General features: G+C 71.7%; 20 protein-coding genes. 14 read left to right on the top strand and 6 right to left on the bottom strand.

Going from position 1 to position 21,145, the window contains the following annotated elements:
* Positions 1-117 precede the first annotated feature (117 nt).
* Both AB0P24_RS16995 and AB0P24_RS17000 read right to left on the bottom strand, forming a co-directional pair.
* Positions 118-399 carry an Lrp/AsnC ligand binding domain-containing protein gene (locus AB0P24_RS16995; RefSeq protein ID WP_365794628.1) on the bottom strand — a complete coding sequence of 94 codons (282 nt, stop codon included), beginning with the start codon at positions 397-399 and terminating at the stop codon, positions 118-120.
* Positions 396-1,190: a rhomboid family intramembrane serine protease gene (locus AB0P24_RS17000; protein WP_365794630.1), complete on the bottom strand. Its 795-nt coding sequence runs from the start codon at positions 1,188-1,190 to the stop codon at positions 396-398. Before AB0P24_RS17000 ends, AB0P24_RS16995 begins: the two co-directional genes overlap by 4 nt.
* Positions 1,191-1,343: 153 nt before the next feature.
* Between AB0P24_RS17000 and AB0P24_RS17005 the strand changes: the two genes are divergently transcribed.
* The 5 genes from AB0P24_RS17005 to AB0P24_RS17025 all read left to right on the top strand — a co-directional run bounded on the left by AB0P24_RS17005 (position 1,344) and on the right by AB0P24_RS17025 (position 6,895).
* A complete protein-coding gene (locus AB0P24_RS17005; RefSeq protein WP_225096775.1) occupies positions 1,344-1,583 on the top strand; it encodes a hypothetical protein in 240 nt (79 codons plus the stop codon).
* A gap of 40 nt (positions 1,584-1,623) precedes the next feature.
* Positions 1,624-2,967 (top strand): NYN domain-containing protein, encoded by a 1,344-nt coding sequence (locus tag AB0P24_RS17010; RefSeq protein WP_365794633.1) that lies wholly within the window; start codon positions 1,624-1,626, stop codon positions 2,965-2,967.
* Positions 2,968-3,177: 210 nt separating this feature from the next.
* Positions 3,178-4,212: an NlpC/P60 family protein gene (locus AB0P24_RS17015; protein ID WP_365794635.1), complete on the top strand. Its 1,035-nt coding sequence runs from the start codon at positions 3,178-3,180 to the stop codon at positions 4,210-4,212.
* Between the two features lie 436 nt (positions 4,213-4,648).
* The gene (locus tag AB0P24_RS17020) at positions 4,649-5,665 is read left to right on the top strand and encodes an NlpC/P60 family protein (protein ID WP_365794637.1); all 1,017 of its coding nucleotides are present in this window, start codon (positions 4,649-4,651) and stop codon (positions 5,663-5,665) included.
* Between the two features lie 30 nt (positions 5,666-5,695).
* Positions 5,696-6,895, top strand: coding sequence for a hypothetical protein (locus AB0P24_RS17025; RefSeq protein WP_365794639.1), 1,200 nt, complete (start codon positions 5,696-5,698; stop codon positions 6,893-6,895).
* Between the two features lie 144 nt (positions 6,896-7,039).
* Here AB0P24_RS17025 and AB0P24_RS17030 read toward each other — a convergent pair whose 3' ends face one another.
* On the bottom strand, positions 7,040-8,275 hold the full coding sequence (locus AB0P24_RS17030; protein ID WP_365794641.1) for a glycosyltransferase family 87 protein: 1,236 nt from the start codon (positions 8,273-8,275) through the stop codon (positions 7,040-7,042).
* Between the two features lie 114 nt (positions 8,276-8,389).
* Here AB0P24_RS17030 and AB0P24_RS17035 point away from each other — a divergent pair, with 114 nt between their 5' ends.
* Entirely contained in the window at positions 8,390-9,532 is a 1,143-nt protein-coding gene (locus AB0P24_RS17035; protein ID WP_365794643.1) for a glycosyltransferase family 4 protein, read from the top strand.
* 179 nt (positions 9,533-9,711) lie between these two features.
* Positions 9,712-11,295 (top strand): GMC oxidoreductase, encoded by a 1,584-nt coding sequence (locus tag AB0P24_RS17040; protein WP_365794903.1) that lies wholly within the window; start codon positions 9,712-9,714, stop codon positions 11,293-11,295.
* 25 nt (positions 11,296-11,320) lie between these two features.
* Here the strand turns inward: AB0P24_RS17040 and AB0P24_RS17045 are convergent, their stop codons facing one another.
* Positions 11,321-13,117, bottom strand: coding sequence for an AMP-dependent synthetase/ligase (locus AB0P24_RS17045; protein ID WP_365794645.1), 1,797 nt, complete (start codon positions 13,115-13,117; stop codon positions 11,321-11,323).
* Between the two features lie 314 nt (positions 13,118-13,431).
* Here AB0P24_RS17045 and AB0P24_RS17050 point away from each other — a divergent pair, with 314 nt between their 5' ends.
* The 6 genes from AB0P24_RS17050 (at position 13,432) to AB0P24_RS17075 (ending at position 18,739) form a co-directional block, all read left to right on the top strand.
* Positions 13,432-14,229 carry a metallophosphoesterase gene (locus AB0P24_RS17050; protein ID WP_365794647.1) on the top strand — a complete coding sequence of 266 codons (798 nt, stop codon included), beginning with the start codon at positions 13,432-13,434 and terminating at the stop codon, positions 14,227-14,229.
* Positions 14,230-14,369: 140 nt separating this feature from the next.
* Positions 14,370-14,813, top strand: a complete 444-nt coding sequence (locus AB0P24_RS17055; protein WP_365794649.1) for an SRPBCC family protein — start codon at positions 14,370-14,372, stop codon at positions 14,811-14,813.
* 259 nt (positions 14,814-15,072) lie between these two features.
* Positions 15,073-16,227 (top strand): ArsA-related P-loop ATPase, encoded by a 1,155-nt coding sequence (locus AB0P24_RS17060; RefSeq protein WP_365794651.1) that lies wholly within the window; start codon positions 15,073-15,075, stop codon positions 16,225-16,227.
* Positions 16,228-16,290: 63 nt separating this feature from the next.
* The gene (locus AB0P24_RS17065) at positions 16,291-16,752 is read left to right on the top strand and encodes a DUF5304 domain-containing protein (RefSeq protein ID WP_365794653.1); all 462 of its coding nucleotides are present in this window, start codon (positions 16,291-16,293) and stop codon (positions 16,750-16,752) included.
* Between the two features lie 133 nt (positions 16,753-16,885).
* Complete coding sequence (locus AB0P24_RS17070) at positions 16,886-17,839, top strand: ROK family glucokinase (RefSeq protein WP_365794655.1); 954 nt, start codon at positions 16,886-16,888, stop codon at positions 17,837-17,839.
* Between the two features lie 150 nt (positions 17,840-17,989).
* Positions 17,990-18,739: an endonuclease/exonuclease/phosphatase family protein gene (locus AB0P24_RS17075; protein WP_365794657.1), complete on the top strand. Its 750-nt coding sequence runs from the start codon at positions 17,990-17,992 to the stop codon at positions 18,737-18,739.
* 138 nt (positions 18,740-18,877) lie between these two features.
* Here the strand turns inward: AB0P24_RS17075 and AB0P24_RS17080 are convergent, their stop codons facing one another.
* A complete protein-coding gene (locus AB0P24_RS17080; RefSeq protein WP_365794659.1) occupies positions 18,878-19,471 on the bottom strand; it encodes a hypothetical protein in 594 nt (197 codons plus the stop codon).
* On the bottom strand, positions 19,464-20,243 hold the full coding sequence (locus tag AB0P24_RS17085; protein WP_365794661.1) for an alpha/beta fold hydrolase: 780 nt from the start codon (positions 20,241-20,243) through the stop codon (positions 19,464-19,466). Before AB0P24_RS17085 ends, AB0P24_RS17080 begins: the two co-directional genes overlap by 8 nt.
* A 178-nt stretch (positions 20,244-20,421) precedes the next feature.
* On the opposite strand from AB0P24_RS17085, the gene AB0P24_RS17090 reads away from it, so the two are divergent.
* A complete protein-coding gene (locus tag AB0P24_RS17090) occupies positions 20,422-21,144 on the top strand; it encodes a lysophospholipid acyltransferase family protein (RefSeq protein ID WP_365794663.1) in 723 nt (240 codons plus the stop codon).
* Position 21,145: the final 1 nt, after the last annotated feature.

The following is a 21,145-nucleotide window of genomic DNA, read 5'->3' on the forward strand; positions in this document are numbered from 1 at the left end:
CCCCGCGGTGGCCCCCGGCGGCCGGGGCGTGGCGGGGGGCCGGCGGGGGACTGCGCGCGCAGTTCCCCGCGCCCCTTACGGGGCGCTCCAGCGGCGGGCGCTTCGAAGGCGAAGCCCCTAGCTGTCCAGGCCGATCGCGAACGCCGCCTCCAGGTCGTGCTGCGAGTACGTGCGGAACGCCACGTGCGTGTCCGTCGCCTCCACACCCTGGATCTTGCTGATCCGGCCGGGGATGACGTCGGCCAGGTCCTCGTGCTGCTTCACCCGGACCATGGCGATGAGGTCGTACGTGCCGGTGACGGAGAAGACCTCGCTGACGCTCTCCAGTGAGGCGATCCGTTCCGCGATCTCGGGGATCCGGTCCACGCTGGTCTTGATGAGGACGATCGCGGTGATCACGGCTGGTTCTCTCCCTCGGGTGCCGGAGCTGGGGCGGTCCTCACTTTAGTCGCCCGCCCGTCGCCCACCACCGCCCCTGTGCGGCCGTGCTTCTCGCCCTTCTTCTTCCTGTACCGCACCCACGCGTAGCCGAAGCCCAGTCCGAAGCCGACCAGGTGGGCGAGATAGGCCACGCCGGGGCCGGCGGGGGCCTGGCTCAGGGCCACCCACTGCAGGGCTGCCCAGAAGGGCAGGACGACCCAGGCCGGGAAGCGGAGCGGGAGGAAGAAGAGGAAGGGGAGGAGACTGGTCACGCGGGCGCTGGGGAACAGGTACAGGAACGCGCCGAGAACCGCCGAGATCGCCCCGGACGCCCCCACCAGCGACTGCTGGGACGAGGCGTTGGCGGCCGCGTAGCCGAGGAGGGCGAGATAGCCGCAGCCGACGTAGAAGAGGGTGAACTCCGTGCGGCCCATCCGTTCCTCGGTCATCGCCCCGAAGACGAAGAGGAAGAGCATGTTGCCGAGCAGGTGCACCCAGCTGCCGTGGATGAACAGCGCGGTGGCCGGGGTGAGCGCCTCCCGTGCCGGACCGGCGAACAGATCGGCGGGCACCACTCCCCACCGCCGGAAGTACGCCCGCTGGGCGGCCACCAGGGCCTCTCCGGTGCCGTAGGACGGCGTGAGGCCCGAGGCGGGGCCGAGCGCGAAGATCAGGCAGCACACGGCGATCAGGGCGTACGTCATGGGTGCTGACGTGCCCCGCAGCCTGCGCAGGGTCCGGGCGGCCGTCGTGTTCCAGTTGCCGATCATGGATACAGAGCATGACGTAACCGGACGTGGTGGTGCAGATCGCCTCGCCGCCGTGGACAGGGCGGCGTCGAGTACCCGCCAGGCCGTAGGGTTACGAGCCACACGCGTCGGGACGGCGCGTCACGGACACTAGAAGGAAGCGAACAAGCCACGATGACGGTTCCCCTGCCGACCGCCACGACGCGGTGGCGCTGCACTCTCTGCGGCAACCTCACGCGCTTCGACGTGACCCGCTCGTCGAAGGTGGTCGAGTACGTGCACCTCGACCTGGCCGGTGAGCCCACGGTCGAGGAGCGCGAGGTGGTCAGTGAGACCATCGAGTCGGTGCGCTGCCGCTGGTGCAACGCGGTGGACCAGGTGGAACTAGTGGACAGGCCGGGCGCCGACTCCTGAGTCCGGGAGCCGGCCCCGTACAGGTGATGGGGTGTGACGGATGGTGGAGACCACAGGCGGGGGGCCGGGCGACGGCACCGCCGAGGTGCTTGACCGTCCGTTGCCCGACGGCGTGCGACGGCGTGTCGTGCAGATCGTGTCGGACGGGTTCGGCGGGCTGACCGTCGCCGAGCTGCCCGCGCAGCTGCGGCAGTACGCCAGGTTCGCCCCCAATCGCCGGGCCAAGTTCGCCGGGAACGCCATGGCGGCCGCGCTGGAGACGGACACCCTCTTCCGGCAGCGGATCGGGGAGAAGCTGAGAGAGGCCCAGCCGGAACTGGCCGGCGCCCTGGACTCCGGCTCCCCGCCCCCGGCCGCGGACCCGCTCGATGTGGCGGCCGCGGCCTATGTACTGCGCCCCACGGGCTGGGTGAAGCTCGTCGCCTCGGCCGGCGAGGAGGCCCAGCGGGCCGACGCCGAGCGGGCCGACGAGGAGAGCCGGGCCGAACTGGAGCGGCTGCGCGAGGAGCTGGACCGGGCCCGGGAGCAGACCCGGTCCGAGACGGAGCGGCTGCGCACCGAGCTGGACGCGGCGAAGAAGGAAGCGGAATCACTTCACCGCAAGCTGCGGGCCGCGCTGAGCGACGTGAAGCGCGGTGAGGCGGCGCTGCGCAAGTTGCAGGGCGAGATGGAGGCGGGGCGGGCCGAGGGGCAGTCCCTGCTGTCCGCCGCCGAGAGCGAGAGCCGGCGGCTCAAGGCCCGGCTCAGCGAGGTCGAGGCGGCCCTGGAGGCCAGCCGCCGGGCTGCCCGGGAGGGGCGCAGCGTCGAGGACATGCGGCTGCGGCTGCTGCTCGACACCGTCCTGGACGCGGCCCAGGGGCTGCGCCGGGAACTGGCGCTGCCGCCGGTGTCGGTGCGGCCCGCGGAGACCGTGGACGCGGTCGAACCCGGACGGATGACCCCGAAGGACATCGCCGCGCGGGCGCTGTCCGAAAACGACCCCGCCATTCTCAACCAGCTGCTCGCCCTGCCCCAGGCGCACTTGGTCGTCGACGGCTACAACGTGACCAAGACCGGCTATCCGCAGATGCCGCTGGAGAAGCAGCGGCTGCGGCTGCTCGGCCAGCTCTCCCAGCTCGCCGCCCAGACCGGCGCCGAGGTCACCTGCGTCTTCGACGGCGCCGAGCTGGTCGCGCCGGTGCTGCTCGCCCCGCCGCGGGGGGTCCGCGTCCTCTTCTCCAAGCCCGGTGTCACCGCGGACGAGCTGATCCGCCAGCTGGTGCGCGCCGAGCCGCCGGGCCGCCCGGTGATCGTCGCCTCCACGGACCGCGAGGTCGCTGACGGGGTCGCCCGGGCCGGTGCCCGACCGGTCGCTTCTGCGATGCTTCTGAAGCGACTGTCCTGAACGTGCAACCCGCATATGCAATGCCCGAATTGACCGAACCGTCACGCAACGTAGCGTCAATCGCGCGTTACTGGTCGTGAGTTATGTGCAAAGAGTGCGTTGCGTGACCACTTTTTTGGCTGCTGGGTTTGAACTGATCACAGGTAGGTCACTAGGGTCTGGCCTCGAACCTCCACACGGGTGATCACTCAAACGAAGGAGCCCGTCTCCGTGGCGTCCCATCGTCGACCCAAGCAGCCCAGCCGTGCGCGCGTGACCGTGCTCACGACCGCAGCAGCCGCCGCCGTAGTCCTCAGTGCCAACGCCGCCAACGCGGCGCCCAGCGAGAAGCTGAGCAAGGACGAGGTCAAGGCGAAGGTCGACAAGCTCTACGAGGAGGCCGAGCAGGCCACCGAGAAGCTCGACGGGGCCAAGGACAAGCAGCAGAAGCTCCAGAAGGAGATCTCCACGATCCAGGACAACGTGGCTCGTGGTCAGGAGGAGCTCAACAAGCTGCGGGACAGCCTCGGTTCGCTGGCCACCGCGCAGTACCGCTCCGGTGGCATCGACCCGTCGGTCCAGCTCTTCCTCTCGTCCGACCCGGACGACTACCTCGACAAGGCGTCCACGCTCGACCAGTTGAGCGGCCAGCAGGTCGAGGCCCTGAAGAAGATTCAGGACAAACAGCGCGAACTCGCCCAGGAGCGGGCAGAGGCCACCGACAAGCTCAAGGACCTCTCCGCCACCCGCACCGAGCTGGCCAAGCAGAAGAAGGCCGTCCAGTCCAAGCTCGCCGACGCGCAGAAGCTGCTCAACACGCTGACCGCCAAGGAGAAGGCGGCGCTGGACCAGGAGCAGGCCCAGGCCGCTAGCCGCGCCTCCTCCCGCGTCGACCTCGGCAACACGGGCTCCGCCTCCAGCCGGGCCGCCGCGGCCTTCTCCGCCGCCCAGTCCAGGATCGGCTCGCCGTACGTGTACGGCGCCTCCGGCCCGTCCTCCTTCGACTGCTCGGGCCTGACCTCCTGGGCCTACGCCCAGGCCGGCGTGACCATACCCCGCACCTCCGAGGCCCAGGCCAACGCCGGCACCCGCATCTACAGCGAGAGCGACCTCAAGGTCGGTGACCTGGTCATCTTCTACGGCGACTACCACCACGTCGGCCTCTACGCCGGCAACGGCCAGGTGCTGCACGCCCCGCACACCGGCGCCGTCGTGCGCTACGAGGCGATCGGCGACATGACCTTCGAGTTCGGCGTCCGCATCTGACCCCACCGGGCAGCGCCGACCCCGGTACGCCCCAAGATCAACTCATCGTGGCGCCCGAACGGGCGAATCACGGCGACCACAACTGACTCCACGCCCCGCCGGTGACCTGCGTCAGCGGCGGGGCGTCGCGTTTGCGCGGCCGTGGAGGCCTTTGGCCGTCGGCCGGTCATGTGGCTAGCATCGCCGCGTTCGGCGACCGAGTTGCCGGACCTACCGCCGGACGGGCGGGAAGTCACGCCTGCGGAGGCCGCGCAGGACCAGCCCACCCGGGTTGGCGGCGGCCTGTGAAACAGGAACCCGTGGTGGCGCCGCTGTGCGGTGCGGACCGGAATTCCCCGTCTCCGGGCGGGGGAGGGCGTCAGAGTCCGCCGACTCTCCCCGGTACCCGGGGGAGAGCGCCGGCGTCCGATACAAACGGAAGGGGTGCTGTTCTCCCGTGGGGTCTCATCGCCGTCTCGCACCGTCCGGGTTCAACCGGGGCGCCGGTGCCGCTCTCTGCGCACTGTCGGCCGCGGCCGCCGCGCTCGGCGCCGTACCGGCGAGCGCCGCCCCGCGCGCCGACGGCCGCGCCGAGTTGGACCGGCTGTTCCAGCAGGCCGAGGAGGCGACCCAGGCCTACGACAAGGCCGACGAGCGGGCCGACGCGCTGCGCCGCCAGGTGAACGACGCGCAGGACCGCATCGGCCGCCAGCAGCAGCGCGTCAACACCATGCGGGAGAAGCTCGGTTCGCTCGCCGGCGCCCAGTACCGCTCCGGCGGCGTCGACCCCACCGTGGCCCTGCTGTTCTCCGACAACCCTCAGGACTACCTCGACCGGGCCTCCGTCCTCGACCGCATCGACGTCCGCCAGGCCGGTCGGCTCAAGGACTTCCAGACGGCGATGCGCGAACTCGCCCAGGAGCGTGCCGAGGCCGCCGGGAAACTCGCCGAACTGGAGCGCAGCCGCAAGGCGGTCGCCTCCCACAAGGCCGTCGTGGAGCGGAGGCTCGCCAGGGCCCGGCAACTCCTCGCCGCGATGCCCGCCGCCGACCGCGCCGCCTTCGAGCACGCCTCCCGCGGCGACGGCCGCGACGACCTGCCGTACCTCTTCGGTGTCGTCGCCCCCGACGGCCGCGCCGCCGCCGCGATCGCCGCCGCCCGCTCCGCCCTCGGCAAGCCGTACGTCTGGGGTGCGGACGGCCCCTCCGGCTTCGACTGCTCGGGCCTGATGCAGTGGTCGTACGCCCACGCCGGGATCCACCTCCCGCGCAGCTCGCAGGAGCAGCGCTACGCCGGCCGCCAGGTCCCGCTCTCCCAGATGCGCCCCGGTGATCTGGTCGTCTACCGCTCCGACGCCAGCCATGTGGCCATGTACGTCGGCAACGGCCAGGTCATCCACGCCCCCTACCCGGGTGCCCCGGTCCGCTACGACCCGGTCGGAATGATGCCCGTCTCCTCCGTCACCCGGCCCTGATGCGCGGGCCCCGACCCGTACCATCGGAAAGTGGCTGGTCGTGGACGGGCGTGGTGCTCAGGAGTGGTGGGGCTGTGTCTGCTGCTCCTGCCGCTGGCCGGATGCGGCGGCGGGCAGTCGCCGACCGGCGCGGCGATGACCGCCGTGCAGCAGGTCCTGGACCGCCGCGCGGCCGCGGTCCTCGCTCACGACGAGAAGGCGTACGCCGGGACCGGCACCCGCGGTTCGTACGTGAACCTGCGGGCGGTACCGCTCGCCGACTGGAGCTACCGGCTGACCGCCCTCCACCCCGAGGGCGCCGGCGCCACCGCCGACGCGCGGCTCAGCTACCGGATACGGGGCTACGACAGGGCACCGGTCACGACGGACCGCACGCTCGCCCTCAGCCGCACCGCCGACGGACAGTGGTATGTCACATACGACAAACCCGCCGAGAAGTCCGGGCAACAGCTCTGGGACCAGGGCAGGGTGACCGCCGTCAAGAGCACCCACAGCCTCGTCCTCGGCGTCGGCCAGTCCCCGGCCACCCTGCGGGACTACGCCCGGCTCGCCGACACCGCCGTCCCCGAGGTCACCAGGGCCTGGGGGACGGACTGGACCCGGCGGGTGGTCCTGCTGGTGCCCGGGTCGCTGAACGGCATGGCGGCCCTGCTGGGCGCCCCCGCCGCCAACTACCGGGGCATCGCCGCCGTCACCACCGGGGAGGCGGGAGGGTCGGGCCAGGCCCCGGCGGACCGGGTCATCCTCAACCCCGAGGCGTACGCCGTCCTCGGCGCGGTCGGCAGGCAGGTCGTCCTCACCCACGAGACGACCCATGTGGCCACCCGCGCCCACACCACGCCCGCCACCCCGCTCTGGCTCTCCGAGGGCTACGCCGACTGGATCGGCTACCTCGACACCGGCCGCACGCCCACCGAGGTCGCGCCGGAACTCGCCCGCGCCGTCGCGGCCGGTGACGCACCCGACGGCCTTCCGGCGGACAAGGACTTCGGCTTCACCGACGACCCCACCACACTGGCCGAAGCCTATGAGGGGGGCTGGCTGGCCTGCCGGATGATCGCCGGCCGCTGGGGCGAGGGGAAGCTCGGCGCCTTCTACCGGGCCGTGGGCGCGCACCAGGGGCGGGCGGGCGCGGTCGAGGACGCGCTGCGGACGGAACTCGGGACCACCCTGCCGGACTTCACCGCACGCTGGCGTGACTACGTGGCGGCTCAGCTCGGCGACGCCTGACTCAGCCCTACGGCGCCCGGCCTGCCGCCGGGCGCACCCGGCCTTCTCCGGCGCGAGGGAGGCCCGGCGGCCCGGGATCTGCCTGGCGCCGGGCCCGGCGACGGGGGCGCGGCGCGTGGCCGCGGGAGGTCTGCTGTCCCGGGCTCAGGAGGAGATCCGGGTCTCCTTCGTGCGGGCGGCCTGAGCCGGGAAGGGGCGGGCGGCGGCCCCGGTCACCGTGGAGCGCCACAGCACGCGGGCCGCCGCGACGGTGGCCGCGAGGAGCAGTCCGTCGCGCAGGACCAGCAGGGTGATGCCGTACCAGTCGCTGACCACGACGTGCGAGAAGCCGACCGGGAACTCCAGGACCGTCACGAAGGCCGCCAGGAGGACCAGGACGGCCGGGAGGGTCATGCGGCCGGCCCGGAAACACAGGCAGACGGCGGCCAGCCCCACCAGCCACACCATGTACTGCGGGCTGATCACCCGGCTGGTGATCGTGAACATCAGGACGGCGGTGAAGGCCGCGTCCGCGAGCGTGTGGGAGCGGAAGCGGACCGCCGACAGCCGCCACAGCAGCAGCCAGCCGAACGCCGGCGCGGTGAGCAGCAGGGCCGCCGTGCTCACCGCCCGCACGTGCGGACCGAGGAACTCGATCGAGCCGTAGTTGAGCTGCACCTCGCCGTGCCAGCCGAAGTGCCGGGCGATGTGCAGGGCCAGCGCGCCCAGCGACTCCACCTCGGTGCCCCGGTCCCGCTGGAAGGTCAGGAAGGCGAACGCCCCTGGCATGGCCACCGCGAACAGCGCGCCGACCGCCCCCGCCGTCACCGCCGCCGACGCCCAGGTCCGCCGCCGTACGGCACCCACGAGCAGCAGCGCCGGCCACACCTTGACCATGGCGCCGAACCCGGCGAGGGTGCCCGTGATCCGGGGGTGCCGGGCCCCGGCGAGCAGCGCGGCGACGGCGACGGCGGTGACCATCAGGTCGTAGCGGGAGTAGACGGTCGGGCCGAGGAGCGGGACGCCGGCCACCCAGACCCAGGCGCCGCGCAGGGTGCGGCCGGGGCGCAGGCCGGCGTGGAGCAGCAGGGAGAGGACCACCAGGTCGGCGAGGCAGGCCAGGACGAAGAACGCGGTCGGGTAGTCCAGGAAGGGGAGCAGCGCGGGGGAGAGGATCGCCAGGGCGGCCGCGGGCGGGTACTGCCAGGTGACGTCGTCCAGAGGGAACGTTCCGTGCCGAAGGACCTCGTACCAGCCCTGGTAGATGACCGACACGTCGCTCGTGACGTCCACGCCCGGGAACACGAACACCCTCAGGACGAACAGCAGCAGCACCACTCGGGTGGCACCCCAGGTGACCAGCGGCAACGCCAGGGCACGCCGCACGCCCGTCCTGTCCACCTGAGCCCCTGTCCGTCGGCATCGCCGTGTCGAGTGGGCCACATGATCTCCCGGCGTCCTGTGCGGGGGCCATGAAGCACGGCCGGACACACTGTGCGGGTATGGTCGGCGCCGATGAACAAGACCCTCATCGTGACCAATGACTTCCCGCCCCGGCCGGGTGGCATTCAGGCATTTCTGCACAACATGGCCCTGCGGCTGGATCCCGAGCGGCTCGTCGTCTACGCGTCCACGTGGAAGCGGGGCCGGGAGGGTGCCGAGGCCACCGCCGCGTTCGACGCCGAGCAGCCCTTCACCGTCGTACGCGACCGTACGACGATGCTGCTGCCGACGCCGGGGGCGACCCGGACGGCGGTCGGGCTGCTGCGGGAGCACGGGTGCACGTCCGTGTGGTTCGGGGCGGCGGCCCCGCTGGGCCTGATGGCGCCGGCGCTGCGCCGGGCCGGGGCCGAGCGGCTGGTCGCCACCACCCACGGGCACGAGGCCGGCTGGGCGCAGCTGCCCGGCGCCCGGCAGCTGCTCGGGCGGATCGGGGACGCGACCGACACGATCACCTATCTCGGCGAGTACACGCGCTCCCGGATCGCGACCGCGCTGAGCACGGAGGCCGCGGGGCGGATGGTGCAGCTGCCGCCCGGGGTGGACGAGAAGACCTTCCATCCCGGGTCGGGCGGGGACGAGGTGCGGGCGCGGCTGGGGCTGAGCGAGCGGCCGGTGGTCGTGTGCGTGTCGCGGCTGGTGCCGCGCAAGGGGCAGGACACGCTGATCCTCGCGATGCCGCTGATCCTGGCCGCCGAGCCGGACGCGGTGCTGCTGATCGTGGGCGGCGGGCCGTACGAGAAGAAGCTGCGGCGGCTGGCGCGGGAGACCGGGGTCGAGGCGTCGGTGCGGTTCACGGGGGCCGTGCCGTGGGCCGAGCTGCCCGCGCACTTCGGCGCGGGGGACGTGTTCGCCATGCCGTGCCGGACCCGGCGGGGCGGGCTGGACGTGGAGGGGCTCGGGATCGTGTACCTGGAGGCCTCGGCGACCGGGTTGCCGGTGGTGGCGGGGGATTCGGGCGGGGCGCCGGACGCCGTGCTCGACGGGGAGACCGGGTGGGTGGTGCGGGGCGGCTCGGTGGAGGAGACCGCCGAGCGGATCGTCGTGCTGCTGGGGGATGCGGAGCTGCGCCGGCGGACGGGGGAGCGGGGGCGGCGGTGGGTCGAGGAGCGGTGGCGGTGGGACCTCCTCGCGGAGCGGCTGAAGGCGTTGCTGTAGGGCGCTTTGAGGCCGTTGTTCGCCTGCGGGGCGGTGGGGGCTGGTCGCGCAGTTCCCCGCGCCCCTGACGGGGCGCTGCTGCTGCCGTAGCTCTAGGCGGAAGCCGAAAATCCGCACATGCTGCGTGCATGACAGCAAAACTGATGCAGCGTCAGCTGACGAGACGTCACATCCTGGGCATGATCGCCCTCCAGACGGCCGCCGCGGCCGGTCTCAGCCGTGTCGGTCTCCAGTCGGCGCAGGCCGCCGAGGAAGCGGCCGACGTCGACAACGCCCCGGCCATCGTGGTCGGTTCCGGGTACGGCGGGGCCGTGGCCGCGCTCCGGCTCGGACAGGCCGGGATCCGGACCGTCATGATCGAGATGGGCCAGCTGTGGAACACGGCCGGCTCCGACGGCAAGATCTTCTGTTCCACCGCCGCCCCGGACCAGCGGTCCATGTGGTTCAAGTCCCGCACGGAGGCCCCGCTCGCCACCTTCCTCTGGCTGGACGTCGTCAACAAGGACATCACCCCCTACGCGGGCGTGCTCGACCGGGTGCACTACGACAACATGTCCGTGTACGTGGGACGCGGGGTGGGGGGCGGGTCGCTGGTCAACGGGGGGATGGCGGTGACCCCGCTCCAGTCGTACTTCGCCGAGCAGTTCCCGACCGTGGACGCGAGCGCGATGTACAACACGTACTTCCCGCGTGCCCGCACCATGCTCGGCGTCAACACCATCGACGCCACCTGGTTCGAGTCGACCGAGTGGTACCAGTTCGCCCGGACCTCCCGGAAGGCCGCCGCCAACACCGGGCTCAAGACCACCTTCGTACCGAACGTCTACGACTTCGGGTACATGGAGCAGGAGGCCGCCGGCACCGTCACCAAGTCCGCGCTCGCCCAGGAGGTCATCTACGGCAACAACTACGGCAAGAAGAGCCTCGACAAGACCTACCTCGCCGCCGCCCTCGGCACCGGCAACGTCACCATCCACACCCTGGAGAAGGTGAAGGCCGTCACGCGGGCCGGCGACGGGTCGTACGTCCTGAGCGTCGACCGGATCGACACGACCGGAGCCGTCGTCGAGAGCAAGCAGTACAGCTGCACGTACCTGTTCCTCGGCGGGGGCAGTCTCGGAACCACCGAACTGCTCGTGCGGGCCCGGGACACCGGTGCGCTGCCCGCGCTCAACTCCAGTGTGGGAGGCGGCTGGAGCACCAACGGCAACACCATGCTCGGGCGCGCCAACCACATCTGGGACACCACCGGCGCCAACCAGGCCACCATGCCGGTCATGGGCATCGACGACTGGGCCAACACCGACAACCCGGTCTTCGCGGAGATCGCCCCGCTGCCCATCGGGTTCGAGACCTGGGTGAGCCTCTACCTGGCGATCACCAAGAACCCGCAACGGGCGTCCTTCACCTACGACTCGGCGAGCGACGGGGTGAAGCTGGGCTGGACCGCGGCCCAGAGCGCGGTCTCGGTGGCCATGGCCAAGAAGCTGTTCGACCGGATCAACTCGGCCAACGCGACGATCTACCGGTACGACCTGTTCGGCTCGGCCAGCAAGGTGTTCGCGGACGACTTCTGCTACCACCCGCTGGGCGGCTGCGTGTTGGGACGGGCGACCGACGACTACGGCCGGGTGAAGGGGTATTCGAAGCTGTACGTCACCGACGGTTCGCTCGTGCCGGGGAACATCGGCGTGAACCCGTTCGTCACCATCACCGCTCTCGCCGAGCGGACGATGGAACGGGTTCTCGCCGAGGACTTCTGAGTTGCCGGAGGCCTGAAGTGCCGTTCTACTTCTGGTAGATGGCCTCGATCTCGTCCGCGTAGTCCTTCGCCACCACGTTGCGCTTGAGCTTCAGGGACGGCGTCAGGTGGCCCGACTCCTCCGAGAACTGGGAGGACAGAATGCGGAACTTCCGCACCGATTCCGCCTTCGACACCGCGGCGTTGCCGTCGTCGACAGCGGCCTGGATCGCCGCGATCAGGTCCGGGTCGTCACGCAGCGACGCCGCGGTGGCATCCGCCGGCTTTCCGTGGTCGGCCGCCCAGCGGCGCAGGAACTCCTCGTCGATGGTGACCAGCGCGCCCACGAAGGGCCGCCCGTCGCCCACCACCATGCACTCCGCGACCAGCGCGTGCGCGCGGATCCGGTCCTCGATCACGGCCGGGGCGACGTTCTTGCCGCCGGCGGTGACGATGATCTCCTTCTTGCGGCCGGTGATCCTGAGGTAGCCGTCCTCGTCGAGGGTGCCGATGTCACCGGTGTGGAACCAGCCGTCGGCCAGTGCCTCGGCGGTCGCGGCCGGGTTGTTCCAGTACTCCTTGAACAGGTGCTCGCCGTGCAGCAGCACCTCCCCGTCGTCCGCGATGCGGATCACCGAGCCGGGCAGCGGCTGCCCGACCGTGCCGATCTTCTGCCGGTCCCAGGGGTTGAACGCGGTCGCCGCGCAGGACTCGGTCAGGCCGTAGCCCTCCAGGACCGTGAAGCCGATACCGCGGAAGAAGTGGCCCAGACGCTCGCCCAGCGGGGCGCCGCCGGAGATGGCGTACTCGCCCCGGCCGCCGAGTACCGCGCGCAGCTTGCTGTAGACGAGCTTGTCGAAGGTCTTGTGCTTGATCTTCAGGCCGAGGGCGGGGCCCGACGGGGTGTCCAGCGCCTTGCTGTACGCGATCGCGGTGTCGGCCGCCTTGTCGAAGATCCTGCCCTTGCCGTCCGCCTGCGCCTTGGCGCGCGCCGAGTTGTAGACCTTCTCGAAGACACGCGGGACGCCGAGGATCAGCGTCGGCCGGAACGCGGCCAGCTCGTCGGTGAGGTTCTTGATGTCCGGGACGCAGCCCAGTTTGATCGGCGCCATCATCGGGGCGATCTGCACGAGCCGGCCGAAGACGTGCGCGAGCGGCAGGAAGAGGAGGACGGAACACTCGCCGGTGCGGAAGAGGGGGCGCAGCCGTTCCACGATGTTGCCGCACTCGGCGAAGAAGGCGCGGTGGGTGAGGACACAGCCCTTGGGGCGGCCGGTGGTGCCGCTCGTGTAGACGATGGTCGCCGGGTCGTCCGCCTTCGCCTGCGAGCTGCGCTCGTCGACCGTGGCGTCGGTGACGCCCTGGCCGAGCCTGCCGAGTTCCTCCAGGGCGCCGGCCTCGATCTGCCAGACGTGCTTGAGGGCGGGCAGCGTCTCGCGCACCGACTCGACGGCGGCCGAGTGGTTGTCGAGCTCCACGACGCAGGCGGTCGCGCCGGAGTCACTGAGGATCCACTGCACCTGCTCCGGCGAGCTGGTCTCGTACACCGGCACGGTGACCGCGCCGGCGCTCCAGATCGCGAAGTCGAGGAGCGTCCACTCGTAGCGGGTGCGGGACATCAGGCCGACCCGGTCGCCCGGCTGGATGCCGGAGGCGATGAGGCCCTTCGCGGCCGCGTGCACCTCGGCCAGGAAGGCGGTGGCGGTCACGTCCTGCCAGACACCGGCGACCTTGCGGGCCATGACGGCGACGTCCGGATGCTGCGCGGCGTTTCTGCGGACGATGTCGGTCAGGTTGCCGTCCGCGGGGACCTCGTACAAAGCCGGAAGGCTGAACTCGCGCAAGACTGCTGCTCCTCATAGGGCGCCGGCGCCACGACGTTGTGCGATGCGACGGTGCGGTCCAAGGCTCGGGCAGGTGCTCAGGGTTCGCCACGGGCTGGAAGATCCGGTGGTTGAATTCCTGAGCACGACTGGACTGCCCGGACGTTACCCGCCGGTATGGGTTTTTCGACAGGGGGTCCTGGCGAGATGTTCGGTGCGTCACACGGTTGGTGTTCCTTCGCGTACGGTAGTCCACGGCCTTAGTGACTGACCAGTAACCGCAGGTCCGGCCACCGCCTGTTCACGTATGCCGCACAGGCCTACCCTTGATCACCATGGCAGCCACACCCTCCGGCACCCCAAGGGCCCGTGTCCACGTGGTCAGCGATGTGCACGGCAACGCCCGTGACCTGGCCAGGGCCGGCGACGGCGCCGACGCCCTGATCTGCCTCGGCGACCTGGTCCTCTTCCTCGACTACGCCGACCACTCCCGCGGCATCTTCCCCGACCTGTTCGGCGTCGAGAACGCCGACCGCCTGGTCGAACTGCGCACCGCCCGTCGCTTTGAGGAGGCGCGGGAGCTGGGGGCCCGGCTGTGGGGCGGGATCGGCATGGACCGGGCGACGGCGATCGAGAAGGCGGTGCGCAAGCAGTACGCCGAGATGTTCGCGGCGTTCCCGACCCCGACGTACGCGACCTACGGCAACGTCGACATGCCGCCGCTGTGGCGGGAGTACGCGGGCCCGGGCACCACCGTTCTCGACGGCGAGCGGGTCGAGATCGGCGGGTGGGTCTTCGGTTTCGTCGGCGGCGGGCTGCGCACCCCCATGCGCACCCCCTACGAGATCTCCGACGAGGAGTACGCGGCGAAGATCGAGGCGCTCGGCGAGGTCGACGTGATCTGCACGCACATCCCGCCGGAGGTGCCGGAGTTGGTGTACGACACCGTCGCGCGCCGTTTCGAACGGGGCAGCCGGGCGCTGCTGGACGCCATCCGCCGCACCCGCCCCCGGTACTCGCTCTTCGGACATGTCCACCAGCCGTTGGTGAAGCGGATGCGGATCGGGGCCACCGAGTGCGTGAACGTCGGGCACTTCGCGGGTACCGGCCGGCCCTGGGCGCTGGAATGGTGACGGCCCCGGACAGGGGGTGAAGTCGGCTGGTCGGACGCGCGGTAGCCTTCACGCTGCACACGCGTGCGCACGGTCGCGCACGGCGACCCCTTTTACTGGTCCCACCGGTCCCACCGGCCCGCACTGGAGGAGCCACGGCGATGGCGGAACACACCAGCTCGAACATCACGATCGAGGCGGCCCCGGCCGACGTCATGGCGGTGATCGCCGACTTCGGGCGTTACCCGGACTGGACCGGCGAAGTGAAGGAGGCGGAGGTCCTGAGGACCGACGCCCAGGGCCGTGCCGAGCAGGTCCGCCTGGTCATGGACGCCGGCGCGATCAAGGACGACCAGGTCCTCGGATACACGTGGACCGGCGACAACGAGGTCTCCTGGACGCTGGTGAAGTCCCAGATGCTCCGCTCCCTGGACGGCTCGTACCTCCTGAAGCCGGCGGGCACGGGTTCGACCGAGGTCACGTACTCGCTGACGGTGGACGTGAAGATCCCGATGCTCGGCATGATCAAGCGCAAGGCCGAGAAGGTCATCATCGACCGGGCGCTGGCGGGGCTGAAGAAGAGGGTCGAGTCGGGGGAGAAGTGAGCTAGGGGCGCGTCGCTGGGGTACGCGTAGGACCCCGGGTGCGGGTGCGCGGTGGCTGGTCGCGCAGTTCCCCGCGCCCCTTACGGGGCGCTGCAGTCGCGTCAGCTACATAGCTACCCAGCTGCGGGCAGTCGTGCCGCTGGGCGGCACGGGTGGGCGCGGCGGCACCCTGCCGGCGCAGGTAAGTGACACCCCCCGCGGCCAGCCCCAGCTCCGGGCACCGATCAAGCGAGGCCCGCTTCAGTTACGGTTCACCCTCATGCGCACCATCCTGATCACCGGCCCAGGCGGCAGCGGCCGTACGACCGTCGCCGCGGCCACCGCCCTGCGCGCCGCGGCCGAGGGCACCACCACCCTCGTCCTGAGCGCCGACCGCACCGACACCCTGGGCGCGGCCCTGGGCGCGGCGACAGGACCGGAGCCCACCCGCCTCACCCCCACCCTCAGCGCATGGCGCCCCGACGCCGCCGCCCGCTTCCGCGAGGACCTCACCGCCTTCCAGACCCGCGCCGCGAACGTCCTCGACCTCCTCGGCGCCTCCCGCCTGGACGCCGAGGAACTCACGCCCCTCCCCGGCGCCGAGGAGCTCTCCTTCCTGCGCGCCCTGCGCGACGCCGCCCTCTCCGAGCGCTACGAGCTGCTCGTCGTGGACCTGCCCCCCGCCCCGCAGGCGCTCGCCCTCCTCTCCCTCCCCGAGGAGCTCCGCCGCTACCTGCGCCGCCTGCTCCCGCCCGAGCGGCAGGCGGCCCGCGCCCTGCGCCCCGTCCTCGGCCGCCTCGCCGGCGTCCCGATGCCCGCCGACTGGCTCTACGAGACCGCGGCCCGCTGGGACGCCGAGCTGGCCGCCGTGGAGGCCGTCCTCGCCGACCGCCGTACCGCCGTGCACCTGGTCGCCGAACCCGGCCCGGCCGGCGCCGACGCCGTCCGCACCGCACGCCTCGGCCTCGCCCTGCGCGGCCTGCCCGCCGCGACCCTGGTCGCCAACCGCGTGCTGCCCGAGGCCACGCCGCTGCACGCCCTCGTCGCCCAGCAGCGCAAGGCCCTCGCCGAGTGGGGGGAGACGTACGACGTCACGCCCGTCGCCCACCTCGGCCACGACCCGCGGGGAACCGACGACCTGGCCGCGCTCGCCGTGCCGGGTGTCAACATCGCGCCCGCCCCGGTCGAGTGGCCCGTCGCCGACCGGATCGAGGAGGACGGCGTCCTCGTCTGGCACATCCCGCTGGCCGGCGCCGTACGGGACGACCTCGACCTGGTCCGCCGCGGCGACGAGGTCGTCGTCACCGTGGGCGGCTTCCGCCGGATCGTCGCCCTGCCGTCGGCCCTGCGCCGCTGCACCGTCGCCGGGGCCGCCCTGCGCGACGGCGAGCTGCGGCTGCGCTTCGCGCCGGACCCGGCGCTGTGGCCGCGCTGACGGTGAAACCGGTACGCCCGTTCGGGTAACGTCGTAGAGACGAACCGTAGTCAGGAGTCCGTCATGAGCGAAGAGCGCCCCACAGCTGACGCCTCCGAGGCCGCGGACGAGGTACGGGCGACGGACGACGACGCCTGGGCCACCGCCTGCGCCGAGGACCTGGAGGCCGAGAAGGCCCGCCGCCGCGCCCGGTACGGCCAGCCCCCCGGGTCGGCCGCCGAGGAACTGCGCAAACTCGTCGACGCCGTCGCCGACAAGCTCTCCGGCATCCAGCCCCCGCTGCTCGGGGCGGTCGCCGGACCCGCCGCCCAGCAGGTGGTCCGGCAGGTCGTCCAGCAGGCGAAGAACGCCGTCGAGCCCGTCATAGAGCGCAACCCGGACGTCTTCGACCACCTGGCCGCGGCCGGCAGCGAACTCCTCGCCGCCTACCGCTCCGCGGTCCAGACCCACGAGGCCCGCTGGGCCTCCGGCCGCCACGACAAGGACGACGGCCCCGGCCCCGGCGAACGCATCGACTTGGACTGACAGCCCCGTCGCATCCCTGAGTCCGCGCCCCGCACCGCCGACCGGTCCATCCACCGGACGGACGACGAGAACCCGACGGCAGGGCCTCGGGTACGGTTGGCCGTAGCGGGGCTCGACCGAAACTGAGGGATTCATGGGACTCACCATCGGCGTCGACATCGGCGGCACGAAGATCGCGGCCGGCGTGGTCGATGAGGAAGGCAACATCCTCTCGACCCACAAGGTGCCGACCCCGGGCACGCCCGAGGGCATCGTGGACGCCATTGCTTCCGCCGTAGAGGGCGCCCGTGCCGGGCACGAGATCGTCGGCGTGGGCATCGGAGCCGCCGGTTACGTGAACCGGCAGCGCTCCACGGTCTACTTCGCGCCCAACATCGACTGGCGCCAGGAGCCGTTGAAGGATGAGGTCGAGGCCCGCGTCGGCCTCCCCGTGGTCGTGGAGAACGACGCCAACGCCGCCGCCTGGGGCGAGTACAAGTTCGGCGCGGGCAAGGGCCACCGCAACGTCATCTGCATCACCCTCGGCACCGGCCTCGGCGGCGGCATCATCATCGGCAACAAGCTGCGCCGCGGGCACTTCGGGGTCGCCGCCGAGTTCGGGCACATCCGGATGGTCCCGGACGGGCTGCTGTGCGGCTGCGGCTCGCAGGGCTGCTGGGAGCAGTACGCCTCCGGCCGCGCCCTGGTCAGGTACGCCAAGCAGCGTGCCAACGCCACCCCCGAGAACGCCGAGGTCCTGCTCGGCCTCGGTGACGGCACCCCCGACGGCATCGAGGGCAAGCACATCTCCATGGCCGCCCGCCAGGGCGACCCGGTCGCCGTCGACTCCTACCGCGAGCTCGCCCGCTGGGCCGGCGCCGGCCTCGCCGACCTGGCCTCCCTCTTCGACCCCTCCGCGTTCATCGTCGGCGGCGGCCTCTCGGACGAGGGCGAACTGGTCCTGGACCCGATCCGCAAGTCCTACAAGCGCTGGCTGGTAGGCGGCAACTGGCGCCCGGTGGCCGATGTCATCGCGGCCCAGCTGGGCAACGAGGCCGGCCTGGTCGGCGCCGCCGACCTGGCGAGAGAGCCCGACCCGATCATGTGACGCCCTGGGCTTCGGGGGCGCGGGGCGGTGTCACCATGCGGCTCCGCCGCGTGAGCGCGACCAGCCACAACACACCGGCAGTCGCCCACCCCGCCTCGCGCCCCACCCCAGCAGGCGCACGGCCCCGCCACCCGGCGTACATTGATCCACATGGCTCCGCTCCCCAACTCCCGCACCGAGCCCGACGGTTCCGCCGTCATCCGCGTCCTCAGCTACAACATCCGCTCGATGCGGGACGACACCCGGGCCCTGGCAAGGGTGATCACCGCCTGCGCCCCCGACCTGGTCCTGGTCCAGGAAGCTCCCCGCTTCTTCCGCTGGCGCAAGAAGCTCGCCCGCCTCGCCTCGGCATCCGGCCTGGTGATCCTCACCGGGGGTGCCACGGCGGCAGGCCCGGCGATCCTCTGCGGCCTGCGCGCCACCGTCGAGCGCGCCGAGGACGTGCTTCTCCCCCTCACCCCCGGCCTGCACCGCCGCGGCCTCGCGACCGCCGTCGTCCGGTTCGGCGGCGCCCGCCTCGGCGTCACCAGCTTCCACCTCAGCCTCCAGCAGGACGAGCGCTACGAGCAGGGCGGCATGCTGCTCGACCGGGTCGCCGGCCTGGGCGTGGAGCACGCCATCGCCGGCGGCGACCTCAACGACCGCCCCGACGGCCGCACCTTCCGCCGTCTGGCCGACGCCTTCCAGGACTGCCGTACCACCGCGCCGTGGGGCGGCGAGTTCACCTCCTGGTCCACCGACCCCCATCAGCGCATCGACGCCATCTTCGCGACGAAGGGCATCGAGGTGCTCGGCTGCGGCGTACCGACCGGCCTCCCCGGCCTCACCGACGCGGATCTCAGGACAGCCACCGACCATCTCCCGGTCCTGGCCGCCCTCAGGGTCCCCGCCGCCTCCTAGCGGTCTGCGCCCGCGCCTCACCGTCGGATACGAGAACCGGACGTACGTCTTCATGTTCCGGGAAGAGGGGGCGCGCCGGGAGACGCGAGGACCCGCCCGGAGTGATTCCGGACGGGCCCTCGGCCGGCCGCGGATCGGTCAGACGACGGCTCCCCGTCCGGCGCCGCCGTCCTCGTCGTCGTCGGTCTTCATTCTGGTCACCAGCGTCACGAAGCCGCCGAGGAAGCCGCCGATGCCCAGCGTCGCCAGCCACCAGGTCATGTCCCAGCCCAGCACCACCGCGAGCAGCAGCAGGACCGGCCCGCCCACCACGCCCAGCCAGGCGAACTTGGCCGTGGTGTCGGCCTCGGGCAGCGGCGGGGGCTCGGGCGGCACGAAGTGCCCCTCGTCGTCCTCGTCGAAGTCGTCCTCGGACGGCTCCGGCGCCGTGTAGTCACGCGGGCCGCCCACCCCGGGCGCGAAGGAGACGGAACTGCCCAGCGGCCGCACGGGCCGCTCCTCCTCGGCCGCCCCGGCCCCGGTTCCGGCGGCCTCGGCGGGCGCCTCGGGCTCGTCCTCCTCCATCGCCGGCAGCGCGAGGTCCTGCACCGGCTTGAAGGGCGTCGTGCCCGGCGGGTCCGGCGGTTCCTCGCCGTACCCCGCGACGATCGCCGCCCAGGCGGCCTCCTCGTCGAAGGGCACCCCCGTCTCGTCCGGCTCGCGGTCCTCGCGGTCGGAGTCGTGCTCAGCCAACTGCGGCCGTCCCTTCCTTGCCGACACTGGGTGCGAGCCGGCCGATGAAGGCGAGGCTCTCCTCGAAGATCCGGTCCGCGTCATGGTCCAACGTCGCCACGTGGTAACTCTGTTCCAGCACGACCTCCGTTACGTCCGTGGAGGACACCCGGCTCAGAATGCGGGCGGAATCGGCCGCCGGAACCACGTGGTCCCGGGTGCTGCGCAGGAGCAGCAACGGCTGAGTGACCTGCGGCAGTTCCTTGTCCACCTGGCGGAAGAAGTTCCGCAGCGAGTGCGCGCTGTGCAGCGGCACCCGGTCGTACCCCGTCTCCGCGGCGCCCGGCTTGGCGATGTCGCTGGCGATGCCCTTCGTCGTGCGCACGAGATGCCGGGCCACCGGAAGGGCGTACGCCGACAGCCCGTGCACCTTGTTCGCCGGGTTGACGATCACCACGCCGTCCACCCCCGTACCGTTTCTGGCGGCCAGCCGCAGGGCCAGCGTGCCGCCCATGGACAGGCCGGCCACGAACACCTGGGAGCAGCGCTCGCGCAGCAGCCGCAGCTCGCGGTCCACCTCCGCGTACCAGTCCTGCCAGCCGGTGACCTGCATGTCCTCCCAGCGGGTGCCGTGCCCGGGCAGCAGGGGCAGGGAGACGGTCAGGCCATGCGCCGCATGGTGCTCCGCCCAGGGGCGCAGCGACTGGGGCGAGCCGGTGAAACCGTGGCAGAGGAGGACGCCGACCTCCCCGCCGTCATGGCGGAACGGCTCGGCTCCGGGGAGAACCGGCACCTTCGGTCTCCAATTCATGAGAGGGGCGGAACTGAACAAGGCACGGACGACGACTCCAGTTGTGCTTCACCGTACGCGACGGCACTGACACCGACCAGGGTCGTCGGGCTCATTCACGGCGCTCCGGGTTAAGGTCTGATCGACGGATACAGGAGGCACTCGGTTGTTGTACGGCGCGATGAAGATCGCTATCGGGGGACCGCTCAAGGTCACCTTCAGGCCCTGGGTGGAGGGCCTGGAGAACATCCCGGCCGAGGGCCCGGCGATCCTGGCCAGTAACCACCTGTCCTTCTCGGACTCGTTCTTCCTGCCCGCGGTGCTGGACCGCAAGGTCACCTTCATCGCCAAGGCCGAGTACTTCACCACGCCCGGCGTGAAGGGCCGCCTCACGGCCGCCTTCTTCAAGGGCGTCGGCCAGCTCCCGGTGGACCGCTCCGGCGCGCGCGGCGCCGGCGAGGCCGCGGTGCAGAGCGGCATAGACGTGCTGGAGCGCGGCGAGCTGTTCGGCATCTACCCCGAGGGCACCCGCTCGCCCGACGGCCGTCTCTACCGCGGCAAACCCGGCGGCCTCGCGCGCGTGGCGCTCGCGACCGGCGCCCCGGTCATCCCGGTCGCCATGATCGACACGGAGAAGATCCAGCCGCCGGGGCAGGTGATGCCCAAGCTGATGCGGCCCGGCATCCGGATCGGCAAGCCGCTGGACTTCAGCCGTTACCAGGGCATGGAGCACGACCGGTTCGTGCTGCGCGCGGTGACCGACGAGGTCATGTACGAGATCATGAAACTCTCCGGCCAGGAGTACGTGGACATCTACGCGACGGCCGCCAAGCGGCAGCTCGCGGAGGCCGCCAAGGCCGAGAAGGAAGCGGCGAAAGCCGAGAAGAAGGCCACCGAGTCCTAGA

The organism is Streptomyces sp. NPDC086519, from assembly GCF_040686075.1.
GTDB classification, from domain to species: domain Bacteria; phylum Actinomycetota; class Actinomycetes; order Streptomycetales; family Streptomycetaceae; genus Streptomyces; species Streptomyces shenzhenensis.